This window comes from Ruegeria sp. F11, assembly GCF_056533855.1.
Window position 1 is genome coordinate 71030 of the sequence record NZ_JBQFOW010000012.1, and the last position, 16023, is coordinate 87052.

The 16023-nt window shown below is 60.7% G+C and carries 17 protein-coding genes; 11 read left to right on the top strand and 6 right to left on the bottom strand.

The features are described 5' to 3' along the window. The first annotated feature begins 99 nt into the window (after positions 1 to 99). Positions 100 to 522 (top strand): hypothetical protein, encoded by a 423-nt coding sequence (locus ACR0NJ_RS16680; protein WP_480818253.1) that lies wholly within the window; start codon positions 100 to 102, stop codon positions 520 to 522. On the opposite strand, the gene ACR0NJ_RS16685 is transcribed toward ACR0NJ_RS16680, so the two are convergent. After that, complete coding sequence (locus ACR0NJ_RS16685) at positions 519 to 1322, bottom strand: glycoside hydrolase family 25 protein (RefSeq protein ID WP_480818254.1); 804 nt, start codon at positions 1320 to 1322, stop codon at positions 519 to 521. The genes ACR0NJ_RS16680 and ACR0NJ_RS16685 overlap by 4 nt on opposite strands. Positions 1323 to 1693: 371 nt before the next feature. Here ACR0NJ_RS16685 and rplS point away from each other — a divergent pair, with 371 nt between their 5' ends. Further along, complete coding sequence (rplS, locus tag ACR0NJ_RS16690) at positions 1694 to 2077, top strand: 50S ribosomal protein L19 (protein ID WP_170575547.1); 384 nt, start codon at positions 1694 to 1696, stop codon at positions 2075 to 2077. Positions 2078 to 2088: 11 nt separating this feature from the next. Beyond that, on the top strand, positions 2089 to 2310 hold the full coding sequence (rpmE, locus tag ACR0NJ_RS16695) for a 50S ribosomal protein L31 (RefSeq protein ID WP_170531455.1): 222 nt from the start codon (positions 2089 to 2091) through the stop codon (positions 2308 to 2310). Positions 2311 to 2441: 131 nt separating this feature from the next. On the opposite strand, the gene ACR0NJ_RS16700 is transcribed toward rpmE, so the two are convergent. The 3 genes from ACR0NJ_RS16700 to ACR0NJ_RS16710 form a co-directional block, all read right to left on the bottom strand. Next, positions 2442 to 2858 carry a VOC family protein gene (locus tag ACR0NJ_RS16700; RefSeq protein WP_480818255.1) on the bottom strand — a complete coding sequence of 139 codons (417 nt, stop codon included), beginning with the start codon at positions 2856 to 2858 and terminating at the stop codon, positions 2442 to 2444. A gap of 167 nt (positions 2859 to 3025) precedes the next feature. After that, a complete protein-coding gene (locus tag ACR0NJ_RS16705) occupies positions 3026 to 4621 on the bottom strand; it encodes an MFS transporter (RefSeq protein ID WP_480818256.1) in 1596 nt (531 codons plus the stop codon). Between the two features lie 106 nt (positions 4622 to 4727). Then, positions 4728 to 5615: an AEC family transporter gene (locus ACR0NJ_RS16710; RefSeq protein WP_480818257.1), complete on the bottom strand. Its 888-nt coding sequence runs from the start codon at positions 5613 to 5615 to the stop codon at positions 4728 to 4730. Positions 5616 to 5834: 219 nt separating this feature from the next. Here ACR0NJ_RS16710 and ACR0NJ_RS16715 point away from each other — a divergent pair, with 219 nt between their 5' ends. Beyond that, positions 5835 to 6644, top strand: coding sequence for a division plane positioning ATPase MipZ (locus ACR0NJ_RS16715; RefSeq protein ID WP_480818258.1), 810 nt, complete (start codon positions 5835 to 5837; stop codon positions 6642 to 6644). Positions 6645 to 7268: 624 nt separating this feature from the next. On the opposite strand, the gene ACR0NJ_RS16720 is transcribed toward ACR0NJ_RS16715, so the two are convergent. Together ACR0NJ_RS16720 and ACR0NJ_RS16725 are read right to left on the bottom strand one after the other, a co-directional pair. Beyond that, positions 7269 to 8504, bottom strand: coding sequence for an adenylate/guanylate cyclase domain-containing protein (locus tag ACR0NJ_RS16720; RefSeq protein WP_480818259.1), 1236 nt, complete (start codon positions 8502 to 8504; stop codon positions 7269 to 7271). Between the two features lie 60 nt (positions 8505 to 8564). Further along, positions 8565 to 9017: a MarR family winged helix-turn-helix transcriptional regulator gene (locus tag ACR0NJ_RS16725; protein ID WP_480818260.1), complete on the bottom strand. Its 453-nt coding sequence runs from the start codon at positions 9015 to 9017 to the stop codon at positions 8565 to 8567. A 57-nt stretch (positions 9018 to 9074) separates the two neighbouring features. Here ACR0NJ_RS16725 and hmgA point away from each other — a divergent pair, with 57 nt between their 5' ends. The 7 genes from hmgA to maiA all read left to right on the top strand — a co-directional run bounded on the left by hmgA (position 9075) and on the right by maiA (position 15978). After that, positions 9075 to 10430, top strand: a complete 1356-nt coding sequence (hmgA, locus tag ACR0NJ_RS16730) for a homogentisate 1,2-dioxygenase (protein WP_480818261.1) — start codon at positions 9075 to 9077, stop codon at positions 10428 to 10430. After that, entirely contained in the window at positions 10427 to 11050 is a 624-nt protein-coding gene (locus ACR0NJ_RS16735; protein WP_480818262.1) for a LysE family translocator, read from the top strand. The genes hmgA and ACR0NJ_RS16735 overlap by 4 nt, the downstream gene beginning before the upstream one ends. A 36-nt stretch (positions 11051 to 11086) precedes the next feature. After that, positions 11087 to 12343 (top strand): fumarylacetoacetase, encoded by a 1257-nt coding sequence (gene fahA, locus ACR0NJ_RS16740; protein WP_480818263.1) that lies wholly within the window; start codon positions 11087 to 11089, stop codon positions 12341 to 12343. A gap of 86 nt (positions 12344 to 12429) precedes the next feature. Then, positions 12430 to 13380, top strand: coding sequence for an MBL fold metallo-hydrolase (locus ACR0NJ_RS16745; protein ID WP_480818264.1), 951 nt, complete (start codon positions 12430 to 12432; stop codon positions 13378 to 13380). A gap of 133 nt (positions 13381 to 13513) precedes the next feature. After that, entirely contained in the window at positions 13514 to 15124 is a 1611-nt protein-coding gene (locus ACR0NJ_RS16750) for an FAD-dependent oxidoreductase (protein WP_480818265.1), read from the top strand. Positions 15125 to 15129: 5 nt separating this feature from the next. Further along, positions 15130 to 15327 (top strand): DUF2783 domain-containing protein, encoded by a 198-nt coding sequence (locus ACR0NJ_RS16755; protein ID WP_480818266.1) that lies wholly within the window; start codon positions 15130 to 15132, stop codon positions 15325 to 15327. A 12-nt stretch (positions 15328 to 15339) separates the two neighbouring features. Further along, positions 15340 to 15978 (top strand): maleylacetoacetate isomerase, encoded by a 639-nt coding sequence (maiA, locus tag ACR0NJ_RS16760; protein WP_480818267.1) that lies wholly within the window; start codon positions 15340 to 15342, stop codon positions 15976 to 15978. Positions 15979 to 16023: the final 45 nt, after the last annotated feature.

Genomic DNA, 16023 nt, shown 5'->3' on the forward strand with positions numbered 1-16023 from the left:
TGCGCAGGCACCCTTTGAAGTTGATCAAAACGCGGGATACTCATCCTGAAAATCGACGACTTTTGAATAGCCAAACAAGAAGAATACCCAGACCAAACCATGAAAAAGATTATACTTTTGAGCCTTCTGCTTGCATCCGCTTGCAGTTCCAAACCTCTTGCGCCCTCGGTTCCCACAAAAGACGGTCACAACGCCTATTCGGCCAAGGTCGCCTTGGACGGTTGCGCCCAGCAAGCCGATGAGGGTGGCACCAGCGCCGTCATCGGTGCCTATGCGACAAACATCCTGCTTTGGGGCATCATTATCGGCCCTGTGGCGACCGCTCCGTTCGAGGACCAGCTGCGGGCGCAGGGTGAGATTGATCAGGTGGACCGCTGCATGCGCGAGCAGGGCTTTGAGCGCCGAGAACTGACCCAGGGCGAATCCTTCTGGCTTCGCAACTCATTCGGACAAGAGCGTGAGCGGCGGCTGAATCACCTGATTGGCGGCGGAACGATCGAAACCTACGGATCGCCCACCTAAGACCCGCCTGCCTTCCAGGCGGCCCAGTGTTCCGGCGTGCCGTTGAAAGTGTTGATATCGACACCTCCCTGCACGCCCGGGACCAGCCCGGTGCCTGTGTACTGCCAGAACCGCCAAATCGTCCGCGGATAGACCTCTCTCGGATGGCCCGCCACGGAGCGTAGCCAGAACTCGGTTTTCGGCAGGCGCGCGATGTCGGTGTCTTCGTAGAAATCCACCGTGGTGTAGACAATCGGTCTGCGACCGTAGTGACGTTCGAGGATATTCAGAAACCGCTGCGCCTCGGCCCGGACGGTTTTGCCGTCGGGGCGCAAGGTGCAGGTCTTGGAATGCGGGGTCCACTCCATGTCCAGCACATGCGGCAGATCGGCCCCTTTCGGAACGTTCTCGATGAACCAGCGGGCCTGTTCATGCGCCGGGCGGCAGAAGTAATAGTAGTGATAAGCCCCCCACGGCACACCCGCCGCCTGCGCGCCGCGCCTGTGGTCGTCGAACATAGGATCGGCCACATCGCCGCCCTCGGTCGCCTTGAGGAACGCAAAGCTGACGCCCGAGGCTTTGGCCCTGCGCCAGTCAATCGGCCCCTGCCAGCGCGAAACGTCCAGTCCGTGAACCGGATAATGGCCGGGATGCCGCCCGTCCCAGTCATGCGGATCGGCATCACCGAAATCGGGATAGATCACCGAAGGGGCCGTCCGGTCCACGACCTGTGACGGCTCGATCACCTGAGGCTGCGGGCCACTTCGCCCGCAGGACAGAAGTACGGTCCCAGCAACGGCCAACGTAAGTGCAAATCGCATCGTTTGGGTCCTGCCTGAAATTTCTGCTCTTGTAATTCCCCTCAGAATGCCCGATCCGGCGCACAAGGCAACGGCGCATTTTCAAGGTGGCGGAAACTCACCACTAACAATGCGATTTAGGCTTGATCCCGGTCCGCAAATTCCTTAAACGACCGCAATCCGGTGCCGCGCCAAGCGACTCCGGTGTTTTGGTTTGCTACATGGCGTGACGTCCCGCATTCTTCGGCAAGGACGCGCCTCGGGCAGACCGGACCAAAGGAACATTCGATCTGACCTCTGGCGGGCTGTACGCAGGACCCGGTGAAGACCAAGAGCTCTCAGGCCGTGCCCAAACTTCGTGGACCAACCACGAGCAGATAGGAGTACCTGCGATGGACTTGATCGCACAGCTTGAGGCGGAGCAAATTGCCGCCCTGGGGAAGGACATCCCCGATTTCAAAGCCGGTGACACCATCCGTGTCGGCTATAAGGTGACCGAAGGGTCGCGCACCCGTGTGCAGAACTACGAAGGCGTCTGCATCGCGCGCAAGAACGGCGAAGGCATCGCCGGATCGTTCACCGTCCGCAAAATCTCGTTTGGCGAAGGCGTGGAGCGCGTGTTCCCACTGTATTCGACCAACATCGACAGCATCACCGTTGTCCGCCGTGGCCGCGTCCGTCGCGCCAAACTGTACTATCTGCGCACCCGTCGCGGTAAATCCGCACGTATCGCAGAGGTCACCAACTACAAGCCCAAGGCTGGCGCCGAGGCGTAAGGAGCGGAAAGATGAAAAAAGACATCCATCCCGATTATCACGTCATCAACGTCAAAATGACCGATGGCACCGTGGTTCAGATGAAATCCACCTGGGGTGCCGAGGGCGACCAGCTGGCTCTGGAAATCGACCCCTCCTCGCACCCTGCATGGACCGGCGGCACGTCGCGTCTGCTGGATGCCGGTGGCCGCGTCTCGAAGTTCAAGAAGAAATACGAAGGTCTGGGCTTCTAAGCCTGAACCGGTTCGCATTCGAAAGGCCGTCCCGTTGGGGCGGCCTTTTTTGTTTTTGGATTTGAGTGGGCGGGCTTTAAGACCGTATTCCCGCCATTTGCGGATGGATTTCGCAGCTTGCTAAGTTCACATTAACCGTCTCGCCCCGGTTCGTTCGGATTGCTGGAGAACAGGGCAATCTTGTTGCCTTGAGGATCGCGGAGGTAGCCAACATAGAAATTGGCACCATAAGAGGCGCGAAAACCCGGTTGGCCGTCGTCGGAGCCGCCCGCCAAAAGCGCCGCCGCGTGAAGATCGCGAACCTGCTTTTGGTTACGCGCCTCAAACGCAACCATGGACCCGTTGCCTGCTGAGGCAGAGCGTCCGTCAAAGGGCGGCTTGACGTAGAACTCGGGTAAAACGGGTGGCTGGCCCGGGTGCACGGGCAGCGCATAGCTGAGCCCCTCGGGCCCCTCCTCCAACTCGTAGCCAAGAGCAGGCAAGACGGCCGAATAAAACCGTTTCGCGCGTGCCATGTCGTCGGCACCGACTGTAACGTAGGCAATCATGCTCTGCGTTTCCTTCCGGAGCTTCGGGATTTCAAGCAGGTTTAACGCAGTTTTTTAATCCACCGCAGATTGTAGCTCAACCGGTGCCCCCGCCGATCTGCACGCTCGGGGCACAGGCAGTCGCGACTAAACCCGACTGCATCCATAATAAAGGGATTACAGAGCCTTCACTGTTTGTCCCGTGTCAATTCCACCGCGCTGTGCAATGGCGGCACCGGCCCCCGCACCAGCAACAGCGCCAGCACCATGGCGATCAGTGCCGCGATGGCGGCTACAAACATCGCGCTGTCAAACGCGTTGTCCTGCAAATCACGCAGCGCCTTGGCCAAGGCCGTTCCGGTATCCGGGTCCAGCCCTGCGATCAGTTGCTGCACCTGACCCGGCGTGCCGTGGGTCAGGGCATGAGCCAGGTCTTCGCGTTGGGTAGACCCGGCGGGCAGCGCGTTGATGACCTCGGTCAGGCCAGAGCGGGTTGTGATGGCCTCGGCAAGGCCACCGACCACCGCGCCCATCGTTGCGCCAAAGTAGAGAAACGCGTTGATCACGCCTGACCCCTGCCCCATATGCTCTTCCGGCAGCAGACGCAGGCCCAGGCGGGGCAGCAGGGAAAAACAGATGCCGATCCCAACGCCGACGATCACCAGCTTCCACCATATCTCGGCATAGTCAGTGGTGTTCGTTGTCGTCACCAGCAGCCAGAACCCGCAGGCCATCGCCCCCATCCCCAGAATAATCGGCCATTGGAAACTGTAGGGTGCAAGAAAGCGTGGGGCCGTGACCGAGATGACGAACATGCTGACGCTGAGCGGCAGGATCGAGATGCCTGCACTGATGGACGAGTAGCCGAAGGTGTCTGGCGACTGTACAAACACGTTGAAATAGACGAAAAAGCAGAACAGCGTGAAGCCCGCAAAGAACATACCTGCCGCCGCCATGAAATACCGTGGATGCCGGAAATAGCGCAGCTCGATCAACGGGTCATCGCTGCGCCGCGAAGTGATGACCAGCGCGACAGCAGCCACTGCGGCGATGCCAAGCGGCACAAGGGTCAAGGCGGTGTCCCAGCCCCTGCTCTCGCCATTGCTGAGGGCGAAGGACAGCGGGCCCAGCAGCAGAACGATGGCAATTGCGCCGGGGTAGTCGAAGGTTGCACCCTCCAACCGCGTGTCTGGCACGTATTTTCGCTTGCTGACCCGCAGGCCGATGTAAAATGCCACCGCCAGCAGGATCAGATCAGCGGCAAAAACCGCGCGCCAGCTGATGTAATGGGCAAAACTGCCGCCCACGATTGGCCCCACCCCGACGGCCAACCCGACAATGGCACCCCATGCCCCGGTGACGCCTGCGCGCTGTGCCTCGGGAGTAGCGGCGGTCAGCACCGAAAGTGAGGTTCCGAACAGAGCCGCAGCGCCCGCCCCCTGTGCGCCGCGCCCGATCAGCAGCATGGTGCCGTCCTGCGCAACCAAAACGGTGGCCGAGCCGCAGGCAAAGACGATCATGCCAAAGAAGAACACGCCCATCTTGCCGGTTATGTCGCCAAGCCGGCTGACGATGGTGACAAGGGTCGCGCTGGCCACCGTGTAGATTGCCATCACCCATTGAAGGCCGGACGGCGTCAGATCGAACTCGGCCTTGAGGTTGGGCAGAATGGTGGCAACGGCGGTCGTGTTGAAGCCGACAACCATCATGCAGATCGCCGTCATCGCCAGAACCACGCGGGGGCCGGTCATGTCGGAGGATTGGGTAGACTCGGTGTTCGACATCAAAACGCCCCTGAAATCTGACCGGGCCACCGGGGCCCGGGAAATCTGTCTGCGGCTAACACAAAGACATTAAAACAAATTCCGATGTCTGCGCATAGGGGCCGCGTTAAATCCAGTAGGACAACGCCACCGGCAGGACGACTATCGTGGTCAGGGTCGAGACCAGGATGAACCCCGCAACATCCGGCCCGTATTCCGGCACATGCTGGTCGATGAACAAATAGGTCGCGACCGAGGACGGCATCAGGCAGCACAGGATCAGCGCGCCACGCTCGGCCCCGGTAAAGCCGAACAGCCAGATCAGGGCGCTTGCGATTGCGATGGCCATTGCCAGATGCAACACTGTCAGCAGGACCGCCCGGCCCAAGCTTTTGATCCTGAGCGTCGCCAGAGTATGCCCCAGCGTCAGCAGCATCAGCGGAATCGACAGCCCACCCAAAATGTCAAAGGATTTGGCAATCGGCCGTGGTAGGCTGGTGCCCGTCGCCATCAGGATCAGCGACAGGGCTACTGCGTAAATGATCGGAGAACTCGCCAGTTTCTTCGGCGAAAACTGCCCCGCCGGGATCCACATGCCGACGGTGAAGATGCTGATCAGCACGACGACGACAAATCCCATCGTATAGGCCATGCCCGCATCGCCCAGCGCCAGCAGCGTGATCGGCAGGCCGATATTGCCCACATTGCCATGCATCAGGGGCGTCAGAAATGCCCTTACCGGCAGGCGCAGCGCCTTGAGCGCCACGAACCCCAGAACGCCGAACCCAGCAATTGCCAAAGCGGCAGCGGCCATCATGTCGAGAAAGGTACCAACGGCCAGACTGGTGGTGGACAGGTGCGAGATGATTAGCGTCGGATACCCGACCTTCGAGACGATGCCGCCGATCACCTTGTTGTCGAACGGGGCCTTGATCAGCGCAAGGCAATAGCCGATTCCGGCGCAGATCAGCACGGGCAGAACCACGTTCAGAACGTTCAGAAACAGGTGCTCCAACCCGCGCTCTCCTTCCCGGACCCCGAGTTGGACAGTGAATCACGGGCCGCGATTTGGCAAGCGCGTCTCTCGTAACCTGCGACCTGCGTTTGGTTTTCCGGATTTGGGCCACAGAAAGCCCCAAACGGCCGCTTGAGGTTCTTTTCTTCCCCGCAAACACAACATATAGTGGCTGGCAACAACGTGTGGGCAAGCACGGCGGGACATGGGAATACAGGCATGGCACATATCATCGTAGTGGGGAACGAGAAGGGCGGCGCAGGCAAATCGACCGTCTCCATGCATGTGGCGACCGCGCTGGCGCGGTTGGGCCACAAGGTCAGCACGCTGGATCTGGACCTGCGCCAGCGCAGCCTCGGTCGCTATTTCGAGAACCGCGGCAACTTCCTGAACGGCTCAGAGATTGCCCTGCCCAGCCCCCGCCACCACGACCTGCCCGAGATCGACGCCAGCAAGCTGAAACCGGGTGAGAACATCTATGACCACCGCCTGTCCGCAGCCGTATCCGAGCTGGAAAGCGACAGCGATTTCATCCTCATCGACTGCCCCGGCTCGCACACAAGGCTCAGCCAGGTGGCGCATTCGCTGGCCGATACGCTGATCACTCCGCTGAATGACAGCTTCATCGACTTCGACCTGCTGGCGCGGATCGACACCAAGGGTGAGAAAATTCTGGGGCCCTCGGTTTATTCCGAGATGGTCTGGAACGCACGCCAATTGCGAGCGCAGGCTGGGTTGAAGCCCATCGACTGGGTCGTCGTGCGTAACCGGGTCGGCACCCAGCGCATGGTCAACAAGGAAAAGATGCAACGCGCGATCGAGATGCTGTCACAACGCATCGGCTTCCGCGTCGCCTCGGGCTTTTCCGAGCGGGTGATCTTCCGCGAACTGTTCCCACGCGGGCTGACCCTGCTGGACCTCAAGGATATCGGGGTCAAGCAGTTGAATATCTCCAACATCGCCGCGCGACAGGAATTGCGCGACATGATGAAAGAGCTGAACCTGCCGGGGGTTGAGATTGATTTCTGACAACCTGCGGGTTGCAGGAAAAGTTTAGGCTTCTGGCAAGCAGTCAAAGATGGGTATGTTTCAGCCAATTGTTTCTGCTAAAGAGATTACCCCTTGCCTCGACTGCTAAGAAAACGAGCCCTGCCCTCGCTAGTCCTCGTGACTGTCGCGTTTCCTTTACTGGCCGGAGAATGGTCCGGGCTGTCCAGCGACGGTCCGCTGACAGTTGATCTGGACCAAGCGCCCGGACTGTTTCAACAGTGCTCTCGATCCGCACCGAAACCCGTCGGGCCAATCTGGCTGCCATCCGAAAAAGAAATCACAGAGATGGAGCAAAGGCTTGTCGAGTACTTTGCTTCACTTGGCAGCGAACGGTTTACTGACCCCCGATGGTCGCTCCGACCATACCGGGGACAGCATGTCGGATTTGGCCTCGGGACCGATAGATTTATTTACGGCTCGTACTCCAATTTAAATAGAGCTGAGACCGGCAAGGTGATCATTTTGTGCGACGGAGGTCCATCATCATGGGGTATCCTCTACAATCTGGAAACCAGAGAGTTTTCCGACTTTGATGTAAACGGTCGCTGAAACAGTTGACGGTTGACACCCAATACGGACGCAACCTGTTTCGATCAAACGAAACTAACCGGCAGCATTATAAACCGTAAACAACTCCTTCGGTTCCGGCACACCGCGCAGCATATAGCGGCCCAAGGATATCAACTCGTGCCCGCAAGGCTGCGCCGCGCGTGCAACGTCGTCCGAGATCAGGATGCGCTGACCGAGTGACCGGTGCATGCCCGCAATACGGGCGGCCTGATTGACGGCTGGGCCGATCACGGTGAAGTCCAGACGGCTTTCGGCCCCGATATTGCCGTAGAGGATTTCTCCGGCATGCAGCGCCAGCGTGTAGTTGGAGACGCGCAGCCCGGCCTCGGTCCGGCGGGCGTTCAACCCGGCCATTTCATCCTGCAGCATCGCCACCGCCTCAAGCCCCGCGCGGGCGTCGGCGTCGATGTCGCCGACATCGAACATGGCCATCAGCCCGTCGCCCATGAATTTGAGAATACTGCCATCGCATTTGTGCACCACATCGACGGCCACAGCCAGATAGTCGTTTAGCATGTCGATGATCTCATTGCCCGGCAGTTCCTCGGACAGGCTGGTGAAACCTTCCAGATCAAAGTTCCAGATCACCGCGTCGATCTGCTGCAACGAGCCGCGCCGGATTTCTCCCGACAGAACCCGCTGCCCCGCATCGCGGCCCAGGTAGACCCGCATCAGGTCCTGCGAGACCCGCGCGCTCGAGGCCGATTTCAGCGCCAGACCAAGATGCGGCAGGGCGGTGTTGATCAGGTCCAGATCGCCCTCGCCAAACCCATCGGGCGCATTGCTTGTCCAGGACAACAGTACACCGCCCACAGCCTTTTTCGCGTCTGCCGGGCTGCTATGGGTGGGCGTGTCAAAAGTGACGCCGGTCGCGTAATATTCGGTCGCGCCGTTTTCGCGCAGGTCGTTCACCAATGGATAGCGGCTGGGCTGGTTCTGATCGACCATGCGTTCATGCACAACGTCGATATCTTCGTTGAGGATCGCGTATAGCGGGCTCTGCTGCCACATCTCGCTGGCCACTTCAGAATAGGCAAAGGTTTCAAACTCACCGCCCTTGTCCTGATACCAGCTATAGCCGGTTCCGCCATAGACCGGGTGCAAGGCGGACTGCGCGGCGTGAAACCGCATTAGCGGCACGCCGTAGTCCAGCAGTTTGTTGCAATAGCCGTCCAGCAGTTCTTCTTTGTCTGCGCCTTCCAGTCCGCGCGTTACAAGCCAGTCAATTAAATCAGTTGCATTCGCCGCGTTGGGGTCCGAGGCTGTCATATCACGTTCCTGTGTCCGTTCAGGTATCATCTGGGGGCCGGTGCGGTGGATTACCAGAGGTCATTGCATCCCGGCCAGCCGCCGCAACATGCGGCGCAGCAGATCGGCCTCTTCCGCGCTGAACAGACCGGCAAGTTTGCTGTCGTAGTCCTGCGCGACCCCACGCAGCTCACGATACACAGTTTGCCCCGAGGGCGTCAGGGTCAACCACTCGACCCGGCGGTCCTTTTCATCGCGCGACCGCTTAAGATACCGGCGCTGTTCCAGCTTGTGCACGGCGCGGCTGATCTTGGTTTTGTGTATTTTGGCCCGTTCCCCGATGTCTCTGGCGGTCAGTTCGCCAAAGATACCAAGGTGAAACAGCACCCGCCATTCCGTGCGCAGCATCCCGTAACGGCTTTTATAGACCTGCTGAAACTCCAACGAAGCTTCCTCGGCGGCCTGATTCAACAGGAACGGCAGGAAATTTTGCAGGTTAAACTCATCTTTTTTGTCGGATTCATCATTTGCCATGCTTGTTAGTTACAAAATCAACTATTATCCGACAAGCAGCAAACGGAGGAACACACAATGAATCGTCCGACCGATCCGCATAGTTTGACACAGGCCGCCACGCCTGTTGGAACCCATGCCGGCTATATGCCCGGCTTTGGCAATGACTTCGAGACCGAGGCCCTGCCCGACGCGCTGCCCCAAGGCATGAACAGCCCGCAGCGCTGCAATTATGGCCTGTACGGAGAGCAGCTTAGCGGCACCGCCTTTACCGCCAACCCGCCCGAGCGCACGTGGTGCTATCGCATCCGGCCATCCGTAAAGCACTCGCATCGCTACGAAAAGATCGACCTGCCCTACTGGAAATCGGCCCCCTGCATTGACCCGGATGTGATCAGCCTGGGCCAGTACCGCTGGGACCCGGTGCCGCATTCCGACAGCGGCCTGACCTGGCTGACCGGTATGCGCAGCATGACCACGGCGGGGGATGTGAACACTCAGGTCGGCATGGCCAGCCATATCTATCTGGTCACGGAATCAATGGTCGATGATTATTTCTTCTCAGCCGATTCCGAGCTGCTGGTGGTGCCGCAAGAAGGCCGCCTGCGCTTTGCCACCGAGCTGGGGATCATCGATCTTGAACCCAAGGAAATCGCCATCCTGCCGCGCGGCCTGCTGTACCGGGTCGAGGTTCTGGAAGGCCCCGCGCGCGGCTTTGTCTGCGAGAATTACGGGCAGAAGTTCGAACTGCCGGGTCGCGGTCCAATCGGCGCAAACTGCATGGCCAACCCGCGCGACTTCAAGGCACCCGTAGCGGCGTTCGAGGACCGCGAGGTGCCCTCGACCGTGACAATCAAGTGGTGCGGCCAGTTCCACACCACCAGAATCGGGCACAGCCCGCTCGACGTGGTAGCTTGGCACGGCAACTATGCACCTTACAAATACGACCTGCGCACTTATTGCCCGGTCGGCGCGATCCTGTTCGACCACCCCGACCCGTCGATCTTTACCGTCCTGACCGCGCCTTCGGGGCAACCGGGCACTGCCAATATCGACTTTGTCCTGTTCCGCGAACGCTGGATGGTGATGGAGGATACGTTCCGCCCGCCCTGGTATCACAAGAACATCATGTCCGAGTTGATGGGCAACATCTACGGCCAGTACGACGCCAAACCGCAGGGCTTTGTCCCCGGCGGCATGAGCCTGCACAACATGATGATCCCGCATGGTCCCGATAAGGACGCGTTCGACAAGGCGTCCTATTCCAACCTCGGGCCGGACAAGTTGGACAACACCATGTCCTTCATGTTCGAAACCCGCTTCCCGCAACACCTGACGGCCTTTGCTGCGACCGAGGCACCGCTGCAGGACGACTACATCGACTGCTGGACCTCGCTTGAGAAGAAATTCGACGGCACGCCGGGCAAGAAATGAGCACCGAGACCTGGATCACCTATGTCGTCACGGTCTTGCTGCTGATGAGCACGCCCGGCCCCAGCCAGTTGCTGATGCTGTCGAACTCGGCAACCAACGGACTGCGGCGCGGTTTGTTCACTGCTGCGGGCGATCTGACGGCGAACCTGCTGCAAATGCTGGCCGCCGGGTTGGGCCTTGCCGCGCTGATCGCGACTTCGGCCAACGCGCTGACCGTGATCAAATGGCTGGGCGTTGCCTATCTCGTGTTCCTGGGCCTGCGCCAGATCCTGCGCGCCAAGAGCAACGCAGCCGAGGACGCCCCCAAAGCCAGCCGCAAGGCGCTGTGGATGCAGGGGTTCATCACCTCTGCCGCGAACCCTAAGGCGGTGGTGTTCTTTGCGGCCCTGTTTCCGCTGTTCATCGACCCGGCGCTGCAGTTCTGGCCTCAGTTCGCGGTGCTTTCGGCCACCTACCTGATCATCGACGGGCTGTTTCTGACCGCCTATGGCGGCAGCGCAAGCTGGCTGGCGGCGCGGCTCAGGGGTCCGGCAAAACTGTGGCTGGACAGAATTGGCGGCAGCTTCATGATACTCGCGGCGATCCTGCTGGGGCTGAAATCGCTTCGCACGACCTCGTAGACACATGCGCAAGCGCAACTGACATAAGGACACACCATGCCTTTGATAAAATCCTGGGTGACATCGGCCAATGACGCGGCGCATCCCTTTCCGCTGAACAACCTGCCCTATGGGGTCTTCTCGACCGAGGGCAGCGACCCGCGCTGCGGCGTGGCCATCGGCGATATGATTCTGGACGTGACCACAGCCGAGACCGAAGGCCTGATCGAACTCAGCGACGAGCCCCTGTTCGACCTGCCCTTCTGGAACCCGTTGATGGAGGAAGGCCCGGCCGTCTGGGCCGCACTTCGCAACCGCCTGATCGCTCTTTTGGCCGAAGGCTCGGAAGACCAGACCCGCGTCGAGCCCCTGCTGGTCACCCAAAGCGACGCAGAGATGCACATGCCCTTTGCCGTCAGTGAATACACCGATTTCTACGCAGGCCGCCATCACGCCCAGAATGTCGGCACCATGTTCCGCGGCCCCGAAAACGCGCTGCCGCCCAATTGGCTTCACATCCCCATCGGTTATAACGGGCGCGCGTCGTCCGTGGTGGTGTCGGGCACCGATATCCACCGCCCATGGGGTCAGCTGAAATCCCCCGATCAGGACTTGCCCGCCTTCCTGCCCTGCCGTCGCTTTGATATCGAGCTTGAGATGGGCGCCATCGTCGGCACGCCCTCCGACGGCCCGATCTCGGTGCAAGAGGCCGATGACAACATCTTCGGCTACGTCCTGCTGAACGACTGGTCCGCCCGCGATATCCAGGCCTGGGAATACCAGCCGCTGGGCCCGTTTCAGGCCAAGGCCACCGCAACCTCGATCAGCCCGTGGATCGTGACCAAAGCCGCGCTGGAGCCGTTCCGCTGCGACACCCCCGCGCGCGAGTTCGAGCTGCTGGATCACCTCAAAGACTGCGGCCCGATGCTCTATGACATCGACCTCGCCATCACCATGGCCCCCGAGGGCCAGCCGGCAACGACCATTGCCGCGACGAACTATAGCCAGATGTATTACTCAGCCGCGCAGCAACTGGCCCATCACACGACCTCGGGCTGCCCGATGAACACAGGCGACCTGCTGGGCTCGGGCACCATCTCGGGGCCGACCAAGCCCGAGCGCGGCTCGCTGCTGGAACTCAGCTGGGGCGGGAAAGAGCCGCTGACGCTCGATACCGGCGAAACCCGCAGCTTTATCGAGGACGGCGACGCCCTGACCCTCACCGGCGCGGCCAAAGGCGATGGCTACACGATCGGGTTCGGCGATTGCACCGGCACTGTCCTGCCCGCCCTCGATGGCCCCTACAAAAGGTAAACCCAGCCCTTCTTCTCGTTGAAAATACGGCCGCCGGAGGCGGTGCAACACCGCAAACCGCACACGTTTCGAAAAAGGAACCCAACATGGCCAAAGCATTCGCGTCCCAAGGGGACATGTCGGAAAAAAAGATCAGCTTCACCGAGGTGGGCGAAGGGCTCTATGCCTTTACCGCCGAGGGCGACCCGAACTCGGGCGTGATCATCGGCGATGACAGCGTGATGATTGTCGAGGCGCAGGCGACCCCGCGCTTGGCCCAAAAGGTGATCGAATGCGTGCGCTCGGTGACGGACAAGCCGATCACCCATGTGGCCCTGACCCATTATCACGCGGTCCGAGTGTTGGGGGCCAGCGCCTTTGGCGCGCAACAGATCCTGATGTCGGACATGGCCCGCGCCATGGTCGTGGAACGCGGGCAAGAGGATTGGGACAGCGAATTTCAACGCTTCCCGCGCCTGTTTGAAGGCCATGAAAGCATCCCCGGCCTGACATGGCCGACCACCACCTTCAGCGATACGATGACGGTCTATCTGGGCAACCGCCGGGTCGATCTGATGCATCTGGGCCGCGCCCATACGGCAGGCGATATCGTCATCCATGTGCCCGATCAGAACGTCATGTTCACCGGTGACATCGTCGAATACCACTCGGCCTGCTATTGCGGCGACGGGCATTTCAGCGACTGGGGCGACACGCTGGACGAGATCAAGTGGTTCGACGTGGATGCGATTGCCCCGGGGCGGGGCGACGCCCTGATCGGCAAGGACATGGTCAATGCGGCCATCGAAAACACCCGCGATTTCGTGGAAAGCACCTATCGCCCCGCGGCCAAGGTCGCGGCGCGCGGCGGCAGCCTGAAAGAAGCCTGGGATGCGGTGCGCGCGGAATGCGATCCGAAATTCGCCGACTACGCGATCTACGAACATTGCCTGCCCTTCAACGTCGCCCGCGCCTATGACGAGGCGCGCGGCATCGACACCCCCCGCATCTGGACCGCCCAGCGCGATCTCGAGATGTGGGAGGCCCTGCAGGGCTGAGAATACTCAGCGTTTGATCCAGATCGTTTTCCCAACCGGGAATCGGTGAAACCATAGACCCAAGGCCACCGGCAGCCGCTGCCGGTGAACGATCAGTTCCGCCTCGGCGCATCAAGATTGAAGGGGAAGACCCATGAACAAGATCTTTGAAGTTCCGCTATACGCCTATGACCGCAGCCCCGATCAGGACGCCGCCACGCCGGTGCGGCACAAGGTCATCGTGATCGGCGCAGGGCCGGTCGGGTTGGCTGCGGCGATTGACCTTGCCCAGCAAGGGGTCGAGGTCGTGGTGCTGGACGAAAACGACAAGGTCAGCTTCGGCAGCCGCGCCATCTGTTTTTCCCAGCGCACGCTGGATATCGCCCACCGGCTGGGCCTCAGGCAGCCCCTTGTGGACAAGGGCGTCCAGTGGGATCGCGGCAAGGTCTTCTTCGACAACCGACAGGTCTACGATTTTGACCTGCAGCCAGAGGAAGGCTTTGCCAACCCGGCCTTTATCAACCTGCAGCAATACTACCTCGAACAGTTCCTGGTGGACCGCGTGCGCGCGTTGCAGGCCAGCGGTGCGCCGATTGACCTGCGCGGCTGCAACAAGGTCGAGGCTATCGGCCTGCACGACGATCACGTCCGGCTCGAAGTAGAAACCCCCGAAGGCGCCTATACAGTCGAAGCTGAGTGGCTGATTGCCTGCGACGGGGCCAACTCTCCGACCCGGCGGATGCTGGGGATCGACTTCGACGGGCGCGTGTTCGAAGACAACTTCCTGATTGCCGACGTGATCATGGAAGCCGATTTCCCCTCGGAACGCTGGTTCTGGTTCGATCCGCCCTTCAACAAGGGGCAATCGGCCCTGCTGCACAAGCAGCCCGACAATGTCTGGCGCATCGACCTGCAACTGGGATGGGACATCGACAAAGAACGCGAGAAACAGCCCGAAAACGTGATCCCGCGCCTCAAGGCCATGCTGGGCGAGGATGTTGAGTTTCAACTCGAATGGGTCTCGATCTACACATTCCAGTGCCGCCGGATGCAAAGCTTCCGAAAAGGCCGCGCCCTGTTTGCGGGGGACAGCGCGCATCAGGTCAGCCCGTTTGGGGCCCGCGGGGCCAATTCGGGTCTGCAGGACACCGATAACCTGTGCTGGAAGCTGAAACTGGTGCTGGACGGCCAGGCTCCGGAAAGCCTGCTGGACAGCTATGATGCCGAACGGATTCACGGCGCGGACGAGAATATCCAGAAATCCAGCCGCTCGACCGATTTCATCACTCCGAAATCCGACATGTCGCGTTTGCTCCGTGATGCGGTTCTGGACCTCAGCGAAGCCTATGAGTTCGCGCGCCCGCTGGTGAATTCCGGGCGGTTGAGCCAGCCCTGCACCTATGATGGATCGCCTTTGAATTCTGCGGATGCGCTGAGTGGGCCGCCCGGAACGCGTCCGGGCTCGGCCTGCCCGGATGTGCCGCTGGGGGATGGGTTCCTGCTGCCCAAACTCGAGGGCCGGTTTACCCTGCTGACGATTGACGCTGACGCGCCTGACCTGCTGGAAGAAGACGGGGTGCAGGTCACGCGGCTGGCGCTGTCGGTCAAGGACGACCAGACGCTGGCGCTGAAACGCCGTTATCTGGGTGATGCCTCCAGTGCCGTGTATCTGATCCGCCCGGATCAGCACGTGGCGGCCCGGCGCGACACATATGAAGAAAACGCCTTTCGCCACGCAATCCGCCGCGCCATTGGCAAGGAGTAAGCGATATGACCGATCTGATCCTCTCTCCCAACATCCAAAACGCCGATGATTTCTATGCGGATTTATTGGCGGCGCATGAGGGGCTGGACAAGGCGGACAGCGACGCGCTGAATGCGCGGCTTGTTCTTGTTCTGGCCAACCATATCGGCGATGCTTCGGTTCTGACGCAGGCCATTCAGGCCGCGACGCTGCAGAAACCCTGACGGAGACGGTGTTTGAGCGAGGTTATTCTTTATGATTACTGGCGCTCATCGGCCAGTTACCGGGTCAGGATTGCGCTGAATCTGGCCGAGATCGCCTATCAGGCGGTCTCGGTCGACCTGACGAGCGGAGAGCAAAGGAGCGACCCGCATCTGGCGCGCAATCCGCAAGGCCTTGTTCCCGTGCTGGAGATCGACAGGCTGCGGCTGACACAGTCACTGGCCATTCTCGAATACCTCGATCAGACACGGCAGATTGGGCTGCTCCCCGATGATCCGGAGGCCCGCGCCCGGGTTCAGGCGCTGGCGCATTCGGTCGCGGTGGATGTCCATCCGGTCTGCAACCTGTCGGTCGCGCGGCACGCAACGGCGCTTAGTGCTGATGCCTCGGGCATGCCCGGCGACTGGATGCGGCACTTTATCCGTCCGGGGCTGATGGCCTTCGAGGCATTGTTGGGCGGGTTCGACCAAGCGCCCTATTGTGTCGGGTCGCAGCCCGGTCTGGCCGATCTGTGCCTGATCCCTCAGCTATACAACGCTCGCCGGTGGCAGTTGGATCTGTCAGACATGCCGCGCCTGCTGAGCGTCGAGGCCGCCTGTGCCGACCACCCCGCTTTCGCGGCGGCGCATCCTGACAGGCACGCGCCGGCGTAAAACCCGCACAGACCCTGTGTGCTTGTGCGGGTGGGCAGAGCGGGC